We start from the raw sequence: 20,379 nt of genomic DNA, 5'->3' as shown, positions 1-20,379 counted from the left end.
TCCAGTCAAAGTTTTAACCCCTGAAGTGCTCTAGGAGACCCCATGTCCACTTTCGTCATCGTTGCCGTCGCGGCCATCCTTCTCATTGCCATCCCAGCAGGCATGATGAACCGACGGATTCACAAACGTACGGAAGACCACGACCCCGAGGCGCGCCAGGCCGCGCTGGATTTCCAAAGAGATGTTGATAGAGGCCGGGCCAGCTTCTAAAACACAAAAAGACCGGCACCCCAGAGCTAAGAGCTGGAGTGCCGGATGTGGCGGTGGCGGCGTAGTCCACGCTCACGACATCCTTGAGCACCGTTCCTGCGCACGCCGAAGGGAGGAGTGCCTAGGATTGCCTCAAAAAAATAGCGTCCAACAGCCAATTCTGCGGACGCATCAAAGCAGATGGACAATGGTCACCGTACGTTTACGTGAACACTGTCCCCTAAGGAATGACTGTGCAAATCTTTCTGATCCTGCTGGTAGCTTTCATAGCTGCACGGCTTCACTTCTTGGTCAAAGAAGTAGAAAAAACAAATGAACTTCTAGCCCTTCAGATTGAAGAAACCCGCCAAGGCGATACCTAAAGCATCGCCTACTGAATGCCTCACTTTTTCAGGGGTTAGGGGTCTAAATGTGTGACAAAAAGAAGGTACAGGAGCAAATGGGAAAAATTCTATTGGGCATCTCTATCGGTCTACTAGCGGGAGGAATCATTGCTTTTGTAGCGCTCTCCTATATTGACCTCACCGCGCCATTCTCCTGGGTAGTTTTCTTTTTCTCGGCGACCATCGTGGGAGCTATCGTCGACATGATTCTGCGGACAAAGAAATGCGAAGAAAACACTTCTGCCCCAGACAGTGATATCCACCCTTGATATCGCCCGCCATACAGGTCGAAGCCCAAGGCCCAAGAGGGGGCGGGCCGGCTTCTAAAACATAAAAAGACCGGCACCCCAGAGCTAAAAACTGGAGTGCCGGGTGTGGCGGTGGCGGCGGGATTTGAACCCGCGGTTGGGGGTTACCCAACAATCGCTTTCGAGGCGATCACCTTCGGCCGCTCGGACACGCCACCGCGTTCCAGATTACGTCGAGTAACCCCGAGCGACAAAATCGCTGCCCTCGCCAGGCGGCGGGGACAGCGATTCAGCTATTTAAGGCTATGAATTAGTCCTTGAGGTTGCCGATAACCTCGTTGGCCTTATCCTTGACGCCCTCAACGGCGTCGGAAGCCTTCTGCTTGGCCTCAGAGGTGACCTGGTCGGCCTTGCCCTCGTTCTCCAGCTTCTCGTTATCGGTCAGACCGCCAGCGGCTTCCTTAGCCTTGCCGACGAACTCGTCCTTCTTGTTCTCGAAATCACCCATGATTCTCTCCTTACTCTCTACTTCTCTCACGTGGACCACCCAGCCTACACGCGAATCGGAAGGTGGCTCCGGGGCCACTAACCAATTCAAGGGCTAAGCGCCGCTGCCGCGCAGACCCCCGAAGAAGCCCGTGAGCAGCTCCGCGCACTCCCCCTCCAGTACACCGCCGCGTACCTCGGGAACGTGGAGGGCGCCCGGGGCGCGCAATACCTCCACCAGCGAACCGCACGCCCCCGTCTTCGGCTCAAAGGCCCCGAAGACCACCGAAGACACCCGGGAAGCCTGAATCGCGCCCGCGCACATCGCGCAGGGCTCCAGGGTGACAACCAGCTCGCAGCCCTCCAGACGCCAACCATCGCCATGCACGCGCACCGCCTGGCGGATGGCTTCCACCTCTGCGTGTGCGGTGGGGTCATTCAGCTGCTCGCGGCGGTTAACGCCGGTGGCGAGTTCGTTGCCGGAGGCGTCGTAAAGCACGGCACCCACAGGGATATCCCCCGCCGGCGTGGTGCGCGCAACCTCCAGGGCGCGGCGCATGCGGGCCTCTGCGCGCACCAGCCCCGCTGCTGGTTTAAGAGTCATCCGAGTCGAGGCCGTCGATGAAATCCTCCAGCTCATCGCCAAAACCCAGCTCGCCGGCGATGCGCAGGAGCATATCGGAAGGCCAGTCCTCATCGTTGTCGATGATGTAGCCCACCTGGTCCTCATCGAGGCCGAGGTCCGCGAAGATATCGAAATCGCCGTCACCGTACGGGTCGGCGTCCTCCCACTCGTCTTCGTCTAAATCCGGGATCTCGAGATCGCGCAGGTCCAGGAAATCCGCGGCGAAGTCGTCCTCGGAGGCGTAGGTGGCGTCGGAAAGCAGCATGCGCACATCCCCCGGCACCGGGCGCACGACGACGAAATAGTCATCCTCCACGCACAGCAGCGCGAATGCCGCCCCCTCGGAACGCAGGTTGCGCACCGCTTTGATGGAGGTGTTGACGTCGGTGAAGTCATCCTTGAAAGGGCGAATCACCCAGCCGCCTTCGGCACTGGCAACGGTGATGGCAAAGGACAGATCGTCGTGGCTCATACCTCGTCAGATTAGTCGGGTTGTGCCACAATTGTCACCGTGAGTTCTCAAGATGTTCAACGCCCCGTCTGCATTATCGGCCTCGGTCTCATTGGAGGTTCCCTCCTGCGTGACCTAGCTGCTGCACACCATTCCGTGTACGGCTATAACCACTCCACTTCTGGTGCCCGAACGGCCATTAAGCAGGGCTACGACGTCACCGATGATCTGCCGGCCATCCTGCGGCGCGCCGAGGAGGACAATGCGCTTATTGTCATCGCGGTGCCCATGGATGCGGTTGCCTCGGTCCTCGACGCCATCCAGGAACACGCCCCGAGCTGCGGGTTGACGGATGTCGTCTCGGTCAAGACCGAGGTGCGCCAGCTCATTGTGGAGCGCAACATGGAATCGCGCTACGTGGGTGGCCACCCCATGGCCGGCACCTCCAAGTCCGGCTGGGAGAACTCCCACACCGGGCTATTCAACCGCGCTGCCTGGGTAATCACCTATGACTATGCCGCCGAGTGCGAGGCCCGCGGCGAGCGCATTCCCGCCGCATGGGAGAACATTTTTGCGGACGTGGTCCGCATGACCCAGATGGTTCACGCGGAGGCGGTTCCGGTGCGCGTGGCGAACCACGATGCCGCGGTTGCCCGCATTTCGCACTTGCCGCACGTGCTGGCGGAGACCCTCGCGGTGGTCGGCGATAATGGCGGCATTCTGGCACAGTCCCTGGCGGCCGGCTCCTTCAAGGACGGCACCCGCGTGGCGGGCACTCGCCCGGATCTGGTTCGCCAGATGTGCGAGACCAATGCACCGGCACTGGTCCAGGCCCTCGACGAGGCTCTTGAGTTGCTGCCGGATGCGCGCGAATCGCTGGCCTCGGATAAGCCTTCCATCGCCGCGCTTGCCGACGCTGGCTTCCGCGCCCGCACCCGCATCGAAGCCCGATCAGGTGCTCGGAAGGAATCGGTCTCCCCGGTGAAGATTTCTTCCCGCCCGGTCTTGCGGCTGCACCCGGGTGCGCCGAACTGGGTGGCGCAGCTGCGCCAGACCGAGTCTTTGGGCGGGCGCATCGAGATTTTCTAGCCGGCTGGTCGGCTTCTAGGCCTGACCTTCTGCCCTAGCAGGCGGTTTCTCGACGGGTTCGCGCACATGGTTCCAGTCAAAAGGTTTGTTTGCCCCCAAACGAACCTTCTACCTGGTTAAAGATGGTTTACTTGCCTCCAAGGGAACCTTTTGACTAATGACTTCTGAGTGGAACCTTTTGCGTGCTGCTGGGCATGGGGCAGTTTCCAAAAGGCGTCTTGCAAATGGCATTTGCAGATGGCATCTGTCAAAAGGCGTCTCGCCTGAAAACGCCTTTTGGGGCGTGCAGATGGCGTTTTCAGCCCCAAAGATGCCTTTTAGTGGATGTCTTTTGTGGGGCGCCATTTGGCGACGGTTTGTGGGGTGCCATCTAGCGACCGACCGTGGAGGAGCGTGCGTGGTGGCGGGCGGGCGGCGTAGTGCGGTGGCGTGGGGCGGTGCGGGACGCTTAGTCGCGGAAGGTGTCGTCGCGACGTTTGCGGGCTTGGGACTCATCGCGCGTGATACCGAGCAGCAGCGGAGCCCGCCGCTAGCACGGCAACATCCAGAGCATGCCGGAGGCCAGCCACAGCACCACACAGGATGGCACCGGCAATCAGACACGGAACGAGTTTCTCCTTCATGAAGAAACAGCCTAGTTGCTACCCCGCTCAGCGCCTGCGGCGAAGCAAACGTGAAGCGATGGCTAGCACGATCAGGCCCACCACCCCAGTCACGCCGGCTGTCAGAGCTGCGGGCGCGCTGACCTGCATCGTTGCCGGCGGCGCCGGGGAGTTATCGGCGTTGAGAACTCCGTCGGTATCACGGCCGCTGGTGACGTCCTCGATCCAGTCGCGAACTTCGACCACGGACGTAATCGCCGCTGTTGGGGAAGGCAGATCCGGATCCGCGTTCGACGTACCAGCCGTGGCCACGCCCACAAGGCGACCGCCTACGAAGAACGGCCCGCCCGAGTCGCCGCCCTGCATGCCTTCGCCGTTGAGGGACTTCACGTCCATGATGGCAGCGGCAATCATCGGCCCCACTCCCCCAAGCTCACCGGCGGGAATGCTTTCCGCGCCGTCAGGTCCAACGGCAATCTCTGGCATGTCGCCGCCCTTCATCACCTGGGGCGCATCGGACGAACCAGGGGCGGGAGCGACCATTCCACCGGGGGCAGGCACTGCCATGTCACCAGGAGCCATAGCCCCGGAATCTCCTGGCACCACCGGCGTCATCTTCTCGCCGGATTCATCTGGGCTGGCCGGTGGGGTGCCGCCGGATAGCAATTCGCCTACTTCCATCTCTGCCATCGGCAGCTGGCCTTTGCGGGCCATACGGGAGCTACTGCTCCAGCCGTAGAAGTGGCCTTTCTCGCCGGCGGTGGGGACCTCATCCGCGAGCTTGGCGGGTTTGATGTCCTTGACGGGCTCGGTCAGGTGCATGAGGCCGGCGTCGATAGTCGGCGAAACAGCCCAGGAGTCCACGTCATAGACGCGGGTGTCCTTGCCCTGGCCAAAGCGGGCCTGCGAGCCTTCGTTGTTGACGGACTCCAAGCAGTGGCGGGCGGTGAGCACCCCCTGCTCGGCAACCAGTGTGCCGGTGCAATCGCCGAAGTTTCCGATCTTGCCCATACGCAGCGCAGCCACGGCAGCGCTTTCCTCCGAGTGAAGTGCGGGCTGGGCGAATTCCAAGGCCATGGCCGGCGCAGCGCCTAGCCCCACGACCAGAGAGCTGGCCACAACAGCAGTTATCTTTCGTGCCACCATTACGCAGCCACCTCCTTGATTGCCCAGGCCACGACCCTCTCGGCCGGGCCCTTTCCACAGAACTTCTTCCACAGCGCGCTCAGCACCAAGAACGCGAGCACAAAGCCCAGTGCCGCCATGGTGTTGTGCAGCGAGACGTGTGCTTGCCAGTAGCGTGCGGTGAGAATGTGCAGGATATAGATTGTCAACGACATCGAGCCCAATGCTGCGAAGGGGAAAGCCAAGCGTGGCAACTGACGGCCGATAATCAGGCACAGGTGCAACACCACCGCGGTGACTGCCACGGAGAGAAGGATTTCACCAAGCACACCCGTATGCCCGGTAAAGCGTAGCCAGCTGGGGATATCCGGGTTAAAGCGCTGCCACAGGCCGATGCCGGCAACGACGACGGCCACCGCGGTCACAACGGCTTGGATGCGGGTGGGGCGGGTGAGGTAGACGTCGTAAAGCAGCATGCCTGCCACCATGTACGCCAGGAATGCCACGAGGGGATAGACCTGCGGGAGGGTATAGGGCGCGTAGAGCACCGTGGCGCCCGCGGTGGCCAGCGCGAAGAGCAGGACCTTCCACACAGTGGCGAGCGGCGGCACCCAAGCGGTAAGAGCCATGGCTGCGCCCATCACGACGAGGACAACCTGAATCTCGCCGCCGACGGGCAACAGCGCCACGCCGATGAGCATGACTATCAGACCGCGGGCGACCAGTTTGAGGAAGACCCGCAGCGAATAATCGCGGGCAAGGATCATCATCGTGGTACCTGCAATGATGGCAAAGCCCGCCGCCGGCAGCCCGGAGAGCACCACTTTGGCGCTCCACACCAGGTTGGCCATGTGCAGAATAATCATCCCGATGATGGCCAAGGAACGTGCAATATCAAGGCCCACTATTCGGGCACGCGCTGACACCTATTCATCTCCTTGCAGTCGAAAACGTCGAAAGACCGACCAGTGGCTCTGGCCGGTCTTCTTATTTGTGTGCGTTTTCAGCTCTGCATTTCACTCAGCGCTGCGTGATATGCATCTCAGCGGGTAAGGGCGATAGCTTTTCCATCGCGCACGAGGTAAATGCGCTCAGGGGTTGCGGAGGCATCGGGGTCCACCTTCACCGTTACTGGACTTGCAAGAAGTTTCATGATGGCCCCGTCAGGTTGCGAGCCAAAGCAGATTTTGTCCAACCTCAAATCCCGAGTGATTTCTAGCTGACCATCTCCGCTGCTCTCAAAGTGGAAACTGAGGATATCGCAGGAGAACTGCACGACCCGATCCCTAAAGTTCACGCGAAAGGAATCCGGCTGCTGCGCGGACTCCCACTCGGAATTCACCACGAACTCCATCTGCTGCGCATTGGCGGTGACCAGGCCTGCGGGCACGCCAGTAACAATGTTGCGCTGCGAGGATCCAGCTTCCGCTATGCCCGAGCTTCCCGGCAGCTCCGAGGAGCCAGCAAAAGAAAAGAGGGAGGAAATGAAAAGCAGGATAGCGGAGAGAATCGCTTGAATCATGGGCATCATTGTATCCCTCCCAACCGACCAACCATTGGCTCTGGCCGGTCTTCTCATTTCTGTTTGTTGTCAGCCTGACTTAGGCCAATTTAGTGCGGAAGTTCGCGGCCGGTGATTGCTTGGATGGTGGCGGTGAGGTCGGGCGGGAGTGGTACGGCGGCGTGAATGGTTTCGCCGCCCACGACGAGTTGAAAGCTGCGGTATTTCTTGAGTGTTCTCACCAGGCGTTTGATGGATTGACCACTGCGGGTCTCCATCAGGTGAGCCACGGCTAGTGCGGCCATCACAATATGGAGATGTGCTGTGATCGAGTCTTGTTTCCTGGCGTAGATTGGGCGTGCTTTCAGGTCTGATTTCGACATCCGAAATGATTTCTCAATGTTGAATAACCTGCGGTAATGCCCTATAACCTCACTAGCGGGAAGAGTAGTCAGGTCGGTTTCATAGCCTTTAATTCCGGCTAGGGCTCGGTGCTTGGCAGCAAGAGCGTAGTTGACCTTCTTATTCGGGGCGGAAAGATCAATATAGCGGTTGCGCTTGATTGCGATATCGCCGTCAACAGCGCGTTTGGCTTTCGCGACTTGCTCTTTGATTCCGCGCAGGCTGCGCCTAGCCCGGTCGTGAGAGTACTGGTAATGCGTCACCGAATTTGGGGTAGCGTGCTTGCGCCCATCACTTGCCGAGGCTTGCGTCCAGATCTGGCCGTGGGTGTAGTCTTCACCGGGGTTGTCCCGCCGCCAGGTTTCGATCACCTCAGGCACGGTGGGGGTTTTCACCGACAAAATGTAGTGCAGCCCTGCATCTATCAATGCTTGTTTGTTCGCCGCTGAAAACATGCCCGCATCAGCAACGACGGTAACTTCATCGAGTTGGTAAGCCTCTTGGAACCGTGTGATCATCGGCAGCATCGTGTGGGTTTCTGCCGAGTTGCCAGCAAACGCGCCCACATGCAGTGGAAACCCAGTGGCATCAGTAAGCAGCCCGACAAGGATTTGCGGCTCTACACGGCGCTCTTTGGAAAACCCGGGTTTACGAAGCTCATCAGCAGTATCGGTTTCAAAATACAAGGTAGTCACGTCGTACAAGATGAATGCGCCTGGCCCAATACCTGCATGATGGGCCAACGCTTGAGTTAGTATCTCCCCGAACGATTCGGTAGCGAAGGAGGAAAGACGCCTCTGGATGGTGCGATAGCTTGCGCTTGTCACCCCAACTTCAGCAAGGGTTTCGATCGAATCAAACTTTGAGCCAGGATTAATCAACCGAGCGCGCACCAGATCGCGAAACACCGGATCATCACCGCTTGCTGCAGCAAGACCTAACTCGTTGAAACACGCATCAATACAGTCCAGCAAGTATCCGGCCCGCTGACCGACTACCGGCAGCGGGTTGGAAACGCTGCCTGTTGCCGGAGGGATGTGTCTAACCTCGCCGAAGTCCAATGCGAGTTGGTCACCATCGACGATGCGTTGAGCTTCAGCCCGCAAAAGCGCAAGCTCAGACTCTGAATGCGCTGAACCGATATGCTTCATCCTTTTCGCACCTTTGCGTTCAGAGAACACCACCTGCACCGCCATCGCCCCAGAAGCGGTCTTGACAGTGCGAATATAAGGACTCACAAAAATCAGACTACTGAACACCCCCGGCACTACCCACTTAGTGCGGAAAAATTCCTCCCCACCGACGAAAACCAACAGGTAACAGTGTCAAGAGTGACGTTACTCACCCACCCATGACCTAAGTCAGGTTTCACTCAGCGCTGCGTGATATGCGTCTCAGCGGCTAAGGGCGATGGCTTTGCCATCGCGCACGAAGTAAATGCGCTCAGGGGTTGCGGAGGCATCGGGGTCCACCATCACCGTTACTGGACTTGCAAGAAGTTTCATGATGGCCCCGTCAGGTTGCGCGCCAAAGCAGATTTTGTCCAACCTCAAATCCCGAGTGATTTCTAGCTGACCATCTCCGCTGCTCTCAAAGTGGAAACTGAGGATATCGCAGGAGAACTGCACGACCCGATCCCTAAAGTTCACGCGAAAGGAATCCGGCTGCTGCGCGGACTCCCACTCGGAATTCACCACGAACTCCATCTGCTGCGCATTGGCGGTGACCAGGCCTGCGGGCACGCCAGTAACAATGTTGCGCTGCGAGGATCCAACTTCCGCTATGCCCGAGCTCCCCGGCAGCTCCGAGGAGCCGGCAAAAGAGAAGAGGGAGGAAATGAAAAGCAGGATAGCGGAGAGAATCGCTTGAATCATGGGCATCATTGTATCACTCCCAACCGACCAACCAGTGGCTCTGGCCGGTCTTCTCATTTCTGTTTGTTGTCAGCTCTGCGTTTCACTCAGCGCTGCGCGATATGCGTCTCAGCGGGTGAGCGTGATAGCTTTGCCATCGCCTACAAGGTAAATGCGCTCAGGGGTTGCGGAGGCATCGGGGTCCACCTTCACCTTCGCCGGTTCGGACAGGAACATGATGAAGGGAAGGTCGACTTTTCCTCTAGGGCAGGCCTTATCCGTCAACATGCTGAGCTCCACGCCGCCATCAACCAAGGTGAAGTCACCGCCGTTACAGGGCAGCCACGCCGTCTGGTTCTGGAAATTCAGGGAGAAGTCCTCTGGGCTCGCCTCAGACTCCCACCTGAAAGCAGTGATATGTTCCATCTGCTCATCGTTTGCTTCGACTAGTCCCCCGGGTGCGTCCGTGATGATGCCGTGCTGGGCGACGTTTAGCCCCCACGCCTCCGAGCTCCCCGCCAGCTCCGAGGAGCCCGCGCTAGAAAACAGCGAGGAGATGAATAACAGGATGGCGGAGAGAATCGCTTTGATCATATTTCAGGACATTACCGGGTTTGCCCAACCCACGGAGTCGAAAACGAGAAAAGCCGCCCGAAGGCGGCTGAGATTTGGTGCGCCCGGAGGGATTCGAACCCCCAACCTTCTGATCCGTAGTCAGATGCTCTATCCGTTGAGCTACGGGCGCAGTCCGTTGGTTCGCAGTGCTTAACGCCGGAGCGTGTGTGCTCTGCTGTGCAACGAGGAATAACTATACCCACACTCCAGAGAACTAACAAATCCCGATGTCAATGCATGTTTTCAACCCAAGAAATGGGCATAGCAATTCACCCCGTGTTCACCTTAAGAAGGGGCTAGATGAGGGCGGCCACTTCGACGTCGGAAAGCACGGCGTCACGGAAGGACTGAAGCGTGGACTCGTGGTCGAAGTCGATGCCAATGAGCACTAGTTCTGTGCCGGGAGTGACGCCGTTGGCAGCCCACAAGGAGGCCGGCATGATCTGCAGGTTGGGACCAGCCTGTTGCCAGGCGTGGGCCACGCGCAGATCGGTATCAATCCAGCAATAGCCCTTCGAGCGCACCAGGCCTGTGCTGGCACGCAAGGCCTTGAGCAGGCGCTCGCGGTTGAAAGGACGGTCAGCGCGGAAGACCACCGAAGAGATGCCATACTCTTCGGTTTCGGGGGCGTGCGGGTTCGCCAGCTCCTCGGCGTAGCCGTGGTAGGTCGCGGCGGTGGCGGCGTCGTAAAGGTGGGCGTCGAGAACCAGCGCGGGATCGATGACCCCGTTGGTCACCGGCACGACGCGGGCGCGGGGGTTCATGGCACGCACGGTGGCGATGACGCGCTCGGTTTCGGCGGCCTCCACCAGGTCCGTCTTGGTGATGAGGATGAGATCGGCGAACTCGACTTGATCCACGAAGAGATCGGCGATGGTGCGGTCGTCGTCAGGCGTGGCCTCAATGTTCTCGGAGACTAGGCTGCGGCCGCGGCGAAGATTAGTCAGGAACAAGATTAGTCAGGAACGTGGAGGCATCGACGAGGGAGACCATGGTGTCGATAGGGGCAACGTCGGCAAGCGTGGCGCCGTCTTCAAACTTCCACTCAAAGGTGGCGGCGACGGGCATGGGCTCGGAAATACCGGTGGATTCGATGACGATCTGATCGAAACGGCCGGAACGGGCCAGCTTGCCGACGGACTCAATAAGATCCTCGCGCAACGTACAGCAAATGCAGCCGTTGGAGAGCTCAACGAAGCGGTCTTCGCCGCGTTCAAGATGACCCTCGCCAGCGACGAGGGCGGCATCGATATTGACCTCGGAGAAGTCGTTGACAAGGACTGCCAGCTTGCGCCCCTCGCGGTTGGCCAACAGGTGGTTGAGAAGGGTGGTCTTTCCGCTGCCTAAAAATCCGGACAGCACGGTAACGGGTGTAGCCATCCCGTAATGATAATGTTTTTCATCAAGGGATGGCTACGTCAGCTAGACCGCGAGGCCGAAAATAGGCACCGCCAGCAGGTAAACGGTCAGGGTAATGAGGAAGATGCCGATGATATTGAGACCCAGACCGCCCTTAATCATTTCACCAATCTTGACGTAGCCAGAGCCGTACGCAATGGCGTTCGGCGGGGTAGCCACGGGCAACATGAATGCACACGTTGCCGCGAGCGCCACCGGGATGGTGAGGAGGAGGACGTTGACGTCACCGTCAGCGGTCAGACCAACGCCCACCGCGACGCCGCCCATGATCGGAATGAAGGTCGCGGCAGTTGCGGTGTTAGAAGTGATTTCCGTAAGGAAGAGCACCAGCGCAGCCACGGCAGCCACGATGAGCACGACCGGCAGGACGCTAAGCCCCTTAGCCATCTCACCAATCCATAGGGACAGGCCAGACTGATTGAACATTGCCGAAAGCGATAGGCCACCACCAAACAAGAGGAGCACGTCCCACGGCATCTCGTTCGCCGTCTCCCAGTCCAGGAGGCGGATACGGCGCTCGTTGTCCGCCGGCAAGATGAAAAGCAGAATACCGGCTGCAATACCTACGATGGCGTCATCGTAGTTGTCGAATTCCTTAAGCACGAGCGGCAGGGTCACCCAGGAAGCGGCGGCGAGCAGGAAGATAATACCCGTCATGATTTGGGGGCGGGTCCACGGGCCGAGGGCCTCAATTTCCTCATCAATAAGCTCGCGCCCACCCGGAATCTCCTTCATCTCCGGCTGAAAGATGGTGATGAGCAGGAACCACGCGATGAGCAGGAAAATGGCGGCCAGCGGCACACCTACAGCCATCCAGCGACCAAAGCCGAGGGTCACACCCCAGGTATCCGCCATATACGCATTGAGGAAGGCATTCGGCGGGGTGCCGATGAGCGTGCCCAGCGAGCCAATGGACGCCGAGTACGCGATACCAAGCATGAGAGCAGTGGCGAACTTCTTCTGCTTATCCCAACCACCAACGGTCTCCGCAGTCAGCGCCAGCACTGACGTACCAATCGGCAGCATAACCACGGCGGTTGCAGTGTTAGAGACCCACATGGACAAGAATCCAGTAGCCACCATAAAGCCCAAAATGAGACGCTTGGGCGAGGTACCAATCAGCTTCACCACGTAAAGTGCAAGGCGGCGGTGAAGGTTCCAGCGCTGCAGCGCAAGGGCTACAAGGAAGCCTCCCATGAACAGGAAGATAGTGGCGGAGGCATACGGTGCACCGACTTCCTTGATGGCACCCACACCAGCTAGCGGGAAGATAACCAACGGCAACAGTGCCGTAGCGGCCAACGGAATGGCCTCCGTCATCCACCACACGCCCATCAGAATGGTCACGGCGGCTACAGCACGCAATGCACCCTGGGTGTATTCGGTGTCTTCCTTAGCGCCGGGTGATTGCAACACCGTATCAACAGCGTTGCTGGGGAAGATGAACCACACAAGAATGGCTAATGCGAGACCGACAATGAGGCCAATAGCCATGCGGCGCCAGTCTTTGCGGTCGACACCGCGATCGTCCTCGCCCTCCGTGTGCGCGGTTGAGACGTGAGTTTGCGGGGTAGTCATCTGCCCCCTCCTTTTCCTGGTTAACCAGCCCCCATTCAGCCGAGAGAGTTATCGGGATCACCGAATGGGCCTACACGTTCAGGCTATCGAGACCACAGACAACCAACAAACACTTTCGTCTCATTACCCCCACTAAAGAACCAAATTCACCCCTGTTTGCAAAACTTTTTGCAGATTAGCTGCAAAGAATTCTCACCAATGTGTGGGCAACCCCTTTAAGATTCGCGTTGAGCACCGCTACCAGATAGCGGCAAAGGCCACCGCGCCAAGAAGCATCGTCCCCAGCGTAACGGCGGCCAGCGCTGGGGCCCCGGGCAGGATAGGTGATGAAGTCCGGGCGAGGATCTCGTCAGCATGGCGGAGCTTAGCGGTGGCCAACCACAACACAACGGCCACCACTACCCCAACAATCAGCGCGGCCCATGGCGCAACGGAGCGCACGACGAGCAGCCCCGCGATGAGGCCGGCAAGCCCCGTGCGCTGCCAGGCTAAGCGGGTGCGCTCGGGTTGGAGGCCGGGATCAAAAAGCTCGCTCACGCTAGCAGCTCGCCCACCAGAATCATCAGACCGATGATGATCACCACGCCAACAATCAGCGCCAACGCCGGGCTAGCCGGGAGCGGGCGCCCCTGGCGCATCGCGCGCTCGGAGGCACCCCAGTGAAACCACGCCACCGCCGGCAGCACGATGGCCACGATCAACATGATGACGGAGACGACACGAGTCAGCGTGGAATTCAGAGGCAGCTCGAAAGTCTCCAGCGCCACACCACCGGCAATAAAGGCCAATGACGTGCGGATCCACGCCAGAAAGGTGCGCTCATTAGCCATGCTGAAGCGCGGGTCGGGTTCCTCCCCTGTTCCATACACCGAGCGCGGGAAACGTGCCTTCCTCATAGGCGCTACTGTAGCGCCCCGCTCCTCACTCCACAGCGCGAGGCGCCGCCTAGGACTGCGAGAAGGCCTCCAGATCCGCGGGGCTACCGGCGACGACGATGAGGTCGCGGTGGGTGAGCTCGGTGCCGTCGACAAGCGGGCGCCACTGGCCAGGCCCCTCACAGCGGGAGATGAGCTGAACGTTGTGTGCTTCCCACACCTGGTGCAGGTTGAGCGGGCGCTTGCTTATCGACGCCGGCGGGGTCATCGCCGTCACACCATAGTCGGTGGCGATCTCTGCAAAATCCTCGAAGCGCCCGCCCAACAGGTGCGCCACGCGGCGGCCCGTATCGCGCTCCGGGCGGATCACGTGGTGCACTCCGAGTTGGCGCAGGATGCGGGCATGAGCATCTGAATCAGCCTTGGCCCAGATATCGCTCACCCCGAGCTCCACGAGGTTGGAGGCCGTAAGGATGGAATCCTCCAAATCGGAGCCGATGGCCACGACCACGCGCTCTACTTCATCAACGCCCAGCTGGCGGAGGGCCTCGGCGTCGGTGGTATCCGCGGTCACCGCTTCGGTGAGGTACGCGGCGTGTTCGCGCACGTGCTTCTCCTCGGCGTCGATGCCGAGAACCTCCACGCCGTGCTCCATCAGCTCGCGGGCCAGGGAAGAACCGAACCGCCCCATACCAATGACGACGACCGGTGGAATATTGATGGACGTCTTCTCGCGCCGCAGGGCGCTGAACATGTTAGCCAATGAACGGCCTTTCTTCTGGGTAGCGGTAGCGCAGGCTGATGGTCCGGGCGGCCAGTGCCGCCACGAAAGTGGTGGGGCCTACGCGGCCAACGTACATGATGAGACACAGCATGAGCTGCGATGGTGCGGACAAACTTGCAGTAATACCCGTGGACAAGCCCACGGTGGCGAAGGCGGACATGACTTCGAAAGTGACCTGGTCCGCGGTGAACTCTGGGTCCCAGATGCGCAGCGTCGCCACACCTACGGCAACGACGATCATTCCGGCGGCAGTCAGCGCGAGGGCCTGACGGAAGGTGGACAGCGGCAGGCGACGGTGCCCGATGGAGGGGTCTTCCCTGCCCAAGAATTCAGAAATCATCGCCGCGCCCAGAACGCATGCGGTAGTCACCTTGATGCCACCCGCCGTACCGGCGGAGCCGCCGCCGATGAACATCAAGATGTCCGTAACCATCAGCGTCAACGGGTGCGCTTCCCCGTAGTCGATGGCGTTGAAACCGGCCGTTCGGGGCGAAGCGCTCATGAAGAAGGCGTTGATCAGCTTCTGGTCCAACGGCATCCCATGCAGCACACCGGAACCCTCGGAGAGGAAGAAGACCACGGTGCCACCCAGCAACAAGAACGCGGTGGCGCCCAGCGTCATCCGGGCGGTCATGGACATGCGGTGAATGCGGGGCGTGCCGCCGCGCCAGCGCGTTAGCCGTGCACGGGCCCGTCGCACGAACTCCGCCAACATGGGATAGCCCAGACCACCGACAATCAGGGCGAAGGCGAGAGGAATCAGAATCCAGCCATCGGCGGCGAAGGAAATGACGCTGTCTGAATAGGTACTAAACCCAGCGTTATTGAAGGCCGAAATGGCGTGGAAGATACCTTCCCACACCGCGCGCCCTGGTGCCACGCCGTGTTCGGTGGCTAGGCGCACACCGATGAACACGGCAACTGTGGCCTCACAGATCAGAGTCATCATCAGGGTGAGCAGCAGGGCATGTCGAATGCCTCCGGAAGCCACAGCACGACCTTCCGCCGCCATGGTCCGGCGGGCTTTGAAGCTGATGCGACCGGTCAACAACATGCCTGATAGCGATGCCAGGCTCATAATGCCGAGGCCGCCCAGCTGGATGAGCGCGATGATGACCGCTTGGCCGAAGGGCGTCCAATAGGTGCCGGTGTCCTCCACCACGAGACCCGTCAAAGAGACCGCCGAGGTAGCCGTAAACAGCGCCGGCAGGAACGGTGTCCACTGCGGAACGTTGGCGGAAATCGGCAGCATCAGCAGCAGCGTTCCCACGAGGATGAGCAGGATAAAGCCCACGGCGGTGAGCCGAGCCGGGCCCAGGAAATGACCGCGTTTCACAGCGCTTCAGCTTACTGCCATTTACCTCCGATGGACACTCCCCTCAGCCTTGAATATTGCGATTTTATTATGTGAATCATCACAATCGATAACCCCGAAGGCACCGCGAAGTAAGCGCTACATCAACTTGGTCTTCTCCAAAGTCTCTACCCAGCCGTTGGTGAACTTCTCCAACGGTTTGTGGAAGACCACGCCCAAAACCAGCATCGGCACGGCAAAGAGTAAGAGGGCAAGCAGCGAGAGCCAGAAATCGCCGTGATAAGTTCCGGCGATGGCCGCGCGGAGTGCACGGATGGTGTAGGTCGCCGGCAACCAGGGGCTGATGTTCTGGAACCACTCCGGAAGCACCTGCAATGGGTAAGCACCGCCCGACGAGGACACCTGAATCACCAACATGAGCACCGCTAAGGCTTTACCGGCGTTGGCGAAGGAGACCACGAAGGTGTAGCAAATCAGCATAAAGATGAGCGAGCTTACCCAGCCTGCCAGCAGCATGAGAATCGGGTGCGCAGGCTCGATGCCCACGAAGAAGATGAGGCCCAAAATGAGCATCGTCGACTGCATGAGGCCGACTGCCGCGAAAATACCGAAGCGCCCGAAGAAGCGCTGCATCGGCGAATACTTGTCCTTGTCCACAACATCCGTGCGCACGCTCACTGCGGTCAGCAGCGCGCCGACCCACAGCGCCAGCGCCGTGTACATGGGTGTCATGCCGGCGCCGAAGCTCTTGACCGGGTAGACCGCTTGCCTGTCGACGTTCACTGGAGCCGCAATCGCGTGCGCCAGAGCGTCCGGATCGGAACCGATGAGGTCCGCCAGCTTCTTCAGATCCCCGGATGCCGCAGCGGAGTCGATATCCTTCCGCAAGTCGCCGAACTTGTTGGCTTTATCCTGCAGGCCAGAGGCGAGCTTCTGTACCGCATCCCGAGCATCCGTCAAGGAAGAGGAATCAATGGTGACGGGAGTCTTCGCGGTATCCAGATCCGCGCTTACCTGGCCCAGGGAATCCTGCAGCGCGCGCAAGGATTCACGCAGGCCAGAAGTGGAGATTCCTTCCACCGCCCTCTTGGCATCATCGAGGCTGGAGAGATCCGGCTTCGTGGGTTCGGGAGCGTTCGCGGCCGCCGTGAGGCGGGCGTGGAGAGTGCGCTGAGCATCGATGGCCTCCTCGATACGGCTGAGCGCTTTCTCCTTATCCCCTACGGGAATCGGGAGGACCTCAATGTGGCCGTGCAGGTTCTGGTACTGGGCAATCGTTCCTTCTACCTGGCCGGCCAAGGTATTGAGCGTGGCGACACGGTCGGCGCGGGAGGCGGAGGCGTCGTCGTAAAGCGCATCAATGCGTTGGCGTACCACGTCATAACTGGCGCTGGTGGCATCGAGGGATTGCTGCAGGGCATCCGTGGAAACATTGAGCGAGGAGGACTGGACCTCCGGCAGCTCCAGGTCTGCCGAGTCCGCAATGCGCTGGGCGCTTTCCATGAGCGGAACCGCGGTATCCACCAGGCCCGCGAGGGAACGCGCGGTACGCGCGGCCATGTCCAGCTGGGTCTGCACTCCATCCGCGCGCGCCTGCATCCGATCCAACACAGCCTTGGTATCGCCCTGGCTCAAGAAATCGGAGAGCGAGGTGACCAGATCGAAGGAGACGTCACCGACCGTCGTGGTGAAGGCCTCGGCCACCTGGGCCGACACACCCTCTGCGCCTTGACCAGTGATCTTCGGAGCCAAGGCGTTCTTCTTCTCATTCATGTAGAAGGACAAATCCGCGGGCTGGGAACCATCCGTATAGAAGTTCATCATGTCGGTACTGAAATCTTCCGGAAGCACGATGGCTGCGTAATACTCACCGGACTTGGTACCTTCAATCGCCTCATCGGAAGTCGTCACAACCCAATCCAGCTGATCGTTTGCGCGCAGCTCATTGAGCACCTGGTCGCCGACATTGATGGGCACCGGCAACAGATCGCTTTTATAGCCGGTGTCCTTGCTAGCCACCGCCACCTTGAGCTGGCTGGTGTTATCGAAGGGATCCCAACTGGCCAGCACGTTGAACCAGGTAAACAGCATCGGGATGACAACGAGCCCCACGAGCATCACCGCGCTCATCACGTTGCGGCATGCGGTGCGCATGTCGTCGAGGAAAAGATCGAGTGTTCCACGCATTAGTTATCCCCCTCCGTGGAGTCGGCCCCGATGCGAGCCGGATGTTTGATGTCATCCTCATCCAGCGTCACCAGCTCTGCGGACTGCTTCAGGCTAATGCGCAGGTACTCCAGGGTGACCGCGGCGATAATGATGAGGAAGCACCATGCCGTCCAAATAGCCAGAAGCAGCGGCTTTTGGTCGGGCAAGAGACCCGAGACGACGATGAGGATCACCACGCCGATAACGCCGGCGATGCCCACCAGCTTGAGCCAGTAGCCCCAGTCATGCGCACGGCGGTCCAAATCTTTCTTCAGACCACTGCGGCTATCCAGCGCCTGGATGACGTCCGCGATGCGATAGCCGGAGCCGACAACCTGCACGTTTTCATAGTCAAAGAGCTCGGTATCCCGCAGCTCGCGGTTAAAGATGACGTTGAAGTGCGCCAACGCCTTACGCAGCAGCAGGCCGAAGACGAAGAACAGAATGAACATGAAGGCGAGCACGGCCATGTTCTTGAAATAGTGGTTGCCGTAGAACCCACCGATGGTTTCGCGCATGGCATCGATGCCGTACGTGAATGGCAGTAGTGGGTAGATGGTGTGGAAGAAGTTGGGCAAAAGCTCAATCGGGTACAGGCCCGACGCACCCGGAATCTGGATAATGACAAAGACCACGCAGAGGCCACGTCCCAGGTGTCCCAGGGATGAGGACAGTGCGTAAATAATGCTCAAGTAGGCCAGCCCCACGAGCACGCCCGTCAGGATGAAGGCAGGCGCGTTCACGGTCTGCACGCCAATGAGCAGATCACCCACGGTGACCGTGACGGCCTGGATGATGACCATCAAGGCCATGAGGAGGAAGCGGCCCAGGTAGGCCTGGCCCACTGTGACGCGGTCGAAGCCTTCCTTATCCACCTCCACCCGGAAGATCACCATGAGGACGAAGGCACCAATCCACAGCGAGAGGTTAGTAAACAGCGCCGCCATGGCGGAGCCGTAGCTGTCCACCGGGTACACGGTTTCGGTCTTCAGCTCGATGGGTTCGGCAAAGAACCTACCGATTTCTTCTGCATCCAGCCCGGTGACATCTTGAACAACCTTGGAGTTCATTGCGGCTCGCAGCGAGCCCACATCGCCCTGCATCGCGCGCAAACTGTCCTGAAGGGCAAGGAGGTTGGCATCGAAATCAGACAAGGTGTCCTTCGTCGCCCGCAGCTGCTGGGCCACACCATCTAGGAGACCGTCTGCCTCCTGCATGGTGCCCTTCTGGGCTTCCAGGGTGGAGCTCAAAGCGCTCGCCATGGAGCTCAGATTGCTCATGGCGCGGTTGATTTCGGGCACGGCGGACGTCACGGTATCGCGCAGCGTCTGCGAGGTGGCCTTGGTATCGGCCGCCGCCTGGTTGATGGCCTCCGCGCTAGCCTGCACGTTATCCGCCGCGGCCTGCGTATCCTTGCTCAGCGCACTGAGGTTCCCCACCAACTGGCGGTTGGATTCATTACCCTCATCAAGGCGCTGGATGGCGTCATCAATCTCCTTAGCCACCTGCGGTGAGAGTGTTGCGGAATCGCGCAGGGCTTTAAGCTGCGCAATCGATTCTGCGCTCGCATCAATGGCGGTATTGGCCCGCTGCGTGGCGTAATCGAAGCGGTCACCGGCCTGGTTCAGGCCCGCGGTGACATCCGCGATGGATTCCTGCGCCTGGGCAGTACCGTCCGCCACCGCAGTCGCACCGTTGACGAAGGCGCCGGTGGTCTGGTCGGTGAAGTCCCCAATACCACCTTGGGCCTGCTCGACCAGGGAGGAGACCTCGGCGAGGGCGGTTTGGGCGTCGCCCAGCGCGGTGCTCACATCAGCCACCGTGGACTTAGCTCCCAACGTGGAGTCAGCAGCGGCGTCAAGCTTTCCCTGGATCCGCGCGAGGTTCTCGCGGTTGCCGTCGATCTCCTGCGCGGTCGCCCCGAACGCGGAGCTGGTGTTGTTCATCGCGCGCGTGACTTTTCGCTCGAAGTCGGTACCGGTGTCCTTAACATTTTCCGCCGCAACCGTGGCCACCTGTTCCTTGAAGGCCGCCGTGATCTGCTTGTCCAGACCTTTGGCACCGGTATCCGTGATCTTCACGGCGATGGCGTTGTTCTTCTCATTGACGCGGTAGACCAGTTGCGGCTGTGTGAACTTCCCGTCGAGCATGCTCACGAGGTTCTCGCTAAAGTCCTCCGGAATCGTCACCGAGGCATACACGTCTCCCTCTAAAAGGGCTTTCTCGGCTTCGTCGCGCTCAAGGAATTGCCAGCCTAACTGGTCATTCTTTTTCAGCTTTTCAATGACCTCGCTGCCGACATCAATGTCCCCGGTGAGCTCGTTGTTTGCACCCTTGTCCTCGTTGACCACGGCCACTTTGATGTTGTTGGTATGGCCATAAGGATCACGAAAAGCCGCGATGTTCACCCATGAATACAACGCGGGGGTGATGATGAGTCCGATGAGGATGATCCACGCCCTGGGGACGCGGCCAAGCCTGGCTACATCTCTGATAAAAATCTTCCAACTTTGGCGCACTGAAGGCAGTGTACCCGTTGAAGCTTCGAGTCTCTAACCTGCCGAAACCTATAAAGTAATTTCCATGATTAACAATTAACGATTGATATGG

The 20,379-nt window shown here is 59.6% G+C and carries 21 protein-coding genes, 2 tRNA genes and 1 pseudogene; 4 read left to right on the top strand and 20 right to left on the bottom strand.

All coding sequences use genetic code 11. The features are described 5' to 3' along the window. Positions 1-42: 42 nt before the first annotated feature. The 3 genes from HWX44_RS08825 to HWX44_RS08820 all read left to right on the top strand — a co-directional run bounded on the left by HWX44_RS08825 (position 43) and on the right by HWX44_RS08820 (position 862). On the top strand, positions 43-210 hold the full coding sequence (locus HWX44_RS08825) for a hypothetical protein (RefSeq protein ID WP_158010513.1): 168 nt from the start codon (positions 43-45) through the stop codon (positions 208-210). 233 nt (positions 211-443) lie between these two features. Continuing rightward, entirely contained in the window at positions 444-572 is a 129-nt protein-coding gene (locus tag HWX44_RS13470) for a hypothetical protein (protein WP_256381183.1), read from the top strand. A gap of 77 nt (positions 573-649) precedes the next feature. Then, on the top strand, positions 650-862 hold the full coding sequence (locus HWX44_RS08820; protein ID WP_175974228.1) for a hypothetical protein: 213 nt from the start codon (positions 650-652) through the stop codon (positions 860-862). 106 nt (positions 863-968) lie between these two features. Here HWX44_RS08820 and HWX44_RS08815 read toward each other — a convergent pair. The 4 genes from HWX44_RS08815 to HWX44_RS08800 form a co-directional block, all read right to left on the bottom strand. Beyond that, a tRNA-Ser gene (locus HWX44_RS08815) sits at positions 969-1,059 on the bottom strand. A gap of 92 nt (positions 1,060-1,151) precedes the next feature. Next, positions 1,152-1,349 carry a CsbD family protein gene (locus HWX44_RS08810; protein WP_046648854.1) on the bottom strand — a complete coding sequence of 66 codons (198 nt, stop codon included), beginning with the start codon at positions 1,347-1,349 and terminating at the stop codon, positions 1,152-1,154. A 93-nt stretch (positions 1,350-1,442) separates the two neighbouring features. Further along, on the bottom strand, positions 1,443-1,886 hold the full coding sequence (locus HWX44_RS08805; protein ID WP_070754918.1) for a nucleoside deaminase: 444 nt from the start codon (positions 1,884-1,886) through the stop codon (positions 1,443-1,445). Between the two features lie 34 nt (positions 1,887-1,920). Further along, positions 1,921-2,424: a tRNA adenosine deaminase-associated protein gene (locus HWX44_RS08800; RefSeq protein ID WP_046648855.1), complete on the bottom strand. Its 504-nt coding sequence runs from the start codon at positions 2,422-2,424 to the stop codon at positions 1,921-1,923. A 39-nt stretch (positions 2,425-2,463) separates the two neighbouring features. On the opposite strand from HWX44_RS08800, the gene HWX44_RS08795 reads away from it, so the two are divergent. Continuing rightward, positions 2,464-3,492 (top strand): prephenate dehydrogenase, encoded by a 1,029-nt coding sequence (locus HWX44_RS08795; RefSeq protein WP_175974226.1) that lies wholly within the window; start codon positions 2,464-2,466, stop codon positions 3,490-3,492. A gap of 491 nt (positions 3,493-3,983) precedes the next feature. On the opposite strand, the gene HWX44_RS13465 is transcribed toward HWX44_RS08795, so the two are convergent. The 16 genes and pseudogenes from HWX44_RS13465 to HWX44_RS08720 form a co-directional block, all read right to left on the bottom strand. Beyond that, the gene (locus HWX44_RS13465; protein ID WP_303049252.1) at positions 3,984-4,115 is read right to left on the bottom strand and encodes a hypothetical protein; all 132 of its coding nucleotides are present in this window, start codon (positions 4,113-4,115) and stop codon (positions 3,984-3,986) included. A gap of 27 nt (positions 4,116-4,142) precedes the next feature. Beyond that, positions 4,143-5,240 (bottom strand): trypsin-like serine protease, encoded by a 1,098-nt coding sequence (locus tag HWX44_RS08790; protein WP_175974224.1) that lies wholly within the window; start codon positions 5,238-5,240, stop codon positions 4,143-4,145. After that, positions 5,240-6,145 (bottom strand): DUF418 domain-containing protein, encoded by a 906-nt coding sequence (locus HWX44_RS08785; RefSeq protein ID WP_046648860.1) that lies wholly within the window; start codon positions 6,143-6,145, stop codon positions 5,240-5,242. The genes HWX44_RS08790 and HWX44_RS08785 overlap by 1 nt, the downstream gene beginning before the upstream one ends. A gap of 116 nt (positions 6,146-6,261) precedes the next feature. Further along, a complete protein-coding gene (locus HWX44_RS08780; RefSeq protein WP_175974222.1) occupies positions 6,262-6,741 on the bottom strand; it encodes a hypothetical protein in 480 nt (159 codons plus the stop codon). Between the two features lie 89 nt (positions 6,742-6,830). Next, positions 6,831-8,360, bottom strand: a complete 1,530-nt coding sequence (locus tag HWX44_RS08775; RefSeq protein ID WP_444843283.1) for an IS1634 family transposase — start codon at positions 8,358-8,360, stop codon at positions 6,831-6,833. A gap of 156 nt (positions 8,361-8,516) precedes the next feature. Next, positions 8,517-8,996, bottom strand: a complete 480-nt coding sequence (locus tag HWX44_RS08770) for a hypothetical protein (RefSeq protein WP_175974221.1) — start codon at positions 8,994-8,996, stop codon at positions 8,517-8,519. Positions 8,997-9,104: 108 nt separating this feature from the next. Beyond that, positions 9,105-9,569, bottom strand: a complete 465-nt coding sequence (locus HWX44_RS08765) for a hypothetical protein (protein WP_175974218.1) — start codon at positions 9,567-9,569, stop codon at positions 9,105-9,107. A 75-nt stretch (positions 9,570-9,644) separates the two neighbouring features. Then, a tRNA-Arg gene (locus tag HWX44_RS08760) sits at positions 9,645-9,720 on the bottom strand. A 166-nt stretch (positions 9,721-9,886) separates the two neighbouring features. After that, positions 9,887-10,970 (bottom strand): annotated as a pseudogene (locus HWX44_RS08755) (GTP-binding protein). Between the two features lie 42 nt (positions 10,971-11,012). Beyond that, positions 11,013-12,587, bottom strand: coding sequence for an SLC13 family permease (locus HWX44_RS08750; protein ID WP_175974216.1), 1,575 nt, complete (start codon positions 12,585-12,587; stop codon positions 11,013-11,015). 237 nt (positions 12,588-12,824) lie between these two features. Beyond that, the gene (locus HWX44_RS08745; protein WP_175974214.1) at positions 12,825-13,124 is read right to left on the bottom strand and encodes a DUF202 domain-containing protein; all 300 of its coding nucleotides are present in this window, start codon (positions 13,122-13,124) and stop codon (positions 12,825-12,827) included. Next, the gene (locus HWX44_RS08740; protein WP_070702442.1) at positions 13,121-13,483 is read right to left on the bottom strand and encodes a YidH family protein; all 363 of its coding nucleotides are present in this window, start codon (positions 13,481-13,483) and stop codon (positions 13,121-13,123) included. Before HWX44_RS08740 ends, HWX44_RS08745 begins: the two co-directional genes overlap by 4 nt. 49 nt (positions 13,484-13,532) lie before the next feature. Next, positions 13,533-14,216, bottom strand: coding sequence for a potassium channel family protein (locus tag HWX44_RS08735; RefSeq protein ID WP_070702445.1), 684 nt, complete (start codon positions 14,214-14,216; stop codon positions 13,533-13,535). Between the two features lies 1 nt (position 14,217). Then, entirely contained in the window at positions 14,218-15,582 is a 1,365-nt protein-coding gene (locus HWX44_RS08730) for a TrkH family potassium uptake protein (RefSeq protein ID WP_175974212.1), read from the bottom strand. Positions 15,583-15,699: 117 nt separating this feature from the next. Next, positions 15,700-17,748, bottom strand: coding sequence for a YhgE/Pip domain-containing protein (locus tag HWX44_RS08725; protein WP_175974210.1), 2,049 nt, complete (start codon positions 17,746-17,748; stop codon positions 15,700-15,702). Then, complete coding sequence (locus HWX44_RS08720; RefSeq protein ID WP_175974208.1) at positions 17,748-20,288, bottom strand: YhgE/Pip domain-containing protein; 2,541 nt, start codon at positions 20,286-20,288, stop codon at positions 17,748-17,750. Before HWX44_RS08720 ends, HWX44_RS08725 begins: the two co-directional genes overlap by 1 nt. Positions 20,289-20,379: the final 91 nt, after the last annotated feature.

It is taken from the genome of Corynebacterium sp. Marseille-Q2823, from assembly GCF_903645345.1.
In the GTDB taxonomy this organism is placed as follows: domain Bacteria; phylum Actinomycetota; class Actinomycetes; order Mycobacteriales; family Mycobacteriaceae; genus Corynebacterium; species Corynebacterium hiratae.
Note: the sequence above shows the minus strand (reverse complement) of the source record. Positions and strands in the feature narration are given on the sequence as shown.

What these genes read in the sequence shown, in the direction of transcription:
- HWX44_RS08825 (WP_158010513.1), top strand. Translation starts at nt 43, where the DNA reads ATGTCCACTTTCGTCATCGTTGCCGTCGCGGCCATCCTTCTCATTGCC.
- HWX44_RS08820 (WP_175974228.1), top strand. Translation starts at nt 650, where the DNA reads ATGGGAAAAATTCTATTGGGCATCTCTATCGGTCTACTAGCGGGAGGA.
- HWX44_RS08810 (WP_046648854.1), bottom strand. Translation starts at nt 1,349, where the DNA reads ATGGGTGATTTCGAGAACAAGAAGGACGAGTTCGTCGGCAAGGCTAAG.
- HWX44_RS08805 (WP_070754918.1), bottom strand. Translation starts at nt 1,886, where the DNA reads ATGCGCCGCGCCCTGGAGGTTGCGCGCACCACGCCGGCGGGGGATATC.
- HWX44_RS08800 (WP_046648855.1), bottom strand. Translation starts at nt 2,424, where the DNA reads ATGAGCCACGACGATCTGTCCTTTGCCATCACCGTTGCCAGTGCCGAA.
- HWX44_RS13465 (WP_303049252.1), bottom strand. Translation starts at nt 4,115, where the DNA reads ATGAAGGAGAAACTCGTTCCGTGTCTGATTGCCGGTGCCATCCTGTGT.
- HWX44_RS08790 (WP_175974224.1), bottom strand. Translation starts at nt 5,240, where the DNA reads ATGGTGGCACGAAAGATAACTGCTGTTGTGGCCAGCTCTCTGGTCGTG.
- HWX44_RS08780 (WP_175974222.1), bottom strand. Translation starts at nt 6,741, where the DNA reads ATGATTCAAGCGATTCTCTCCGCTATCCTGCTTTTCATTTCCTCCCTC.
- HWX44_RS08770 (WP_175974221.1), bottom strand. Translation starts at nt 8,996, where the DNA reads ATGATTCAAGCGATTCTCTCCGCTATCCTGCTTTTCATTTCCTCCCTC.
- HWX44_RS08765 (WP_175974218.1), bottom strand. Translation starts at nt 9,569, where the DNA reads ATGATCAAAGCGATTCTCTCCGCCATCCTGTTATTCATCTCCTCGCTG.
- HWX44_RS08750 (WP_175974216.1), bottom strand. Translation starts at nt 12,587, where the DNA reads ATGACTACCCCGCAAACTCACGTCTCAACCGCGCACACGGAGGGCGAG.
- HWX44_RS08740 (WP_070702442.1), bottom strand. Translation starts at nt 13,483, where the DNA reads ATGAGGAAGGCACGTTTCCCGCGCTCGGTGTATGGAACAGGGGAGGAA.
- HWX44_RS08735 (WP_070702445.1), bottom strand. Translation starts at nt 14,216, where the DNA reads ATGTTCAGCGCCCTGCGGCGCGAGAAGACGTCCATCAATATTCCACCG.
- HWX44_RS08725 (WP_175974210.1), bottom strand. Translation starts at nt 17,748, where the DNA reads ATGCGTGGAACACTCGATCTTTTCCTCGACGACATGCGCACCGCATGC.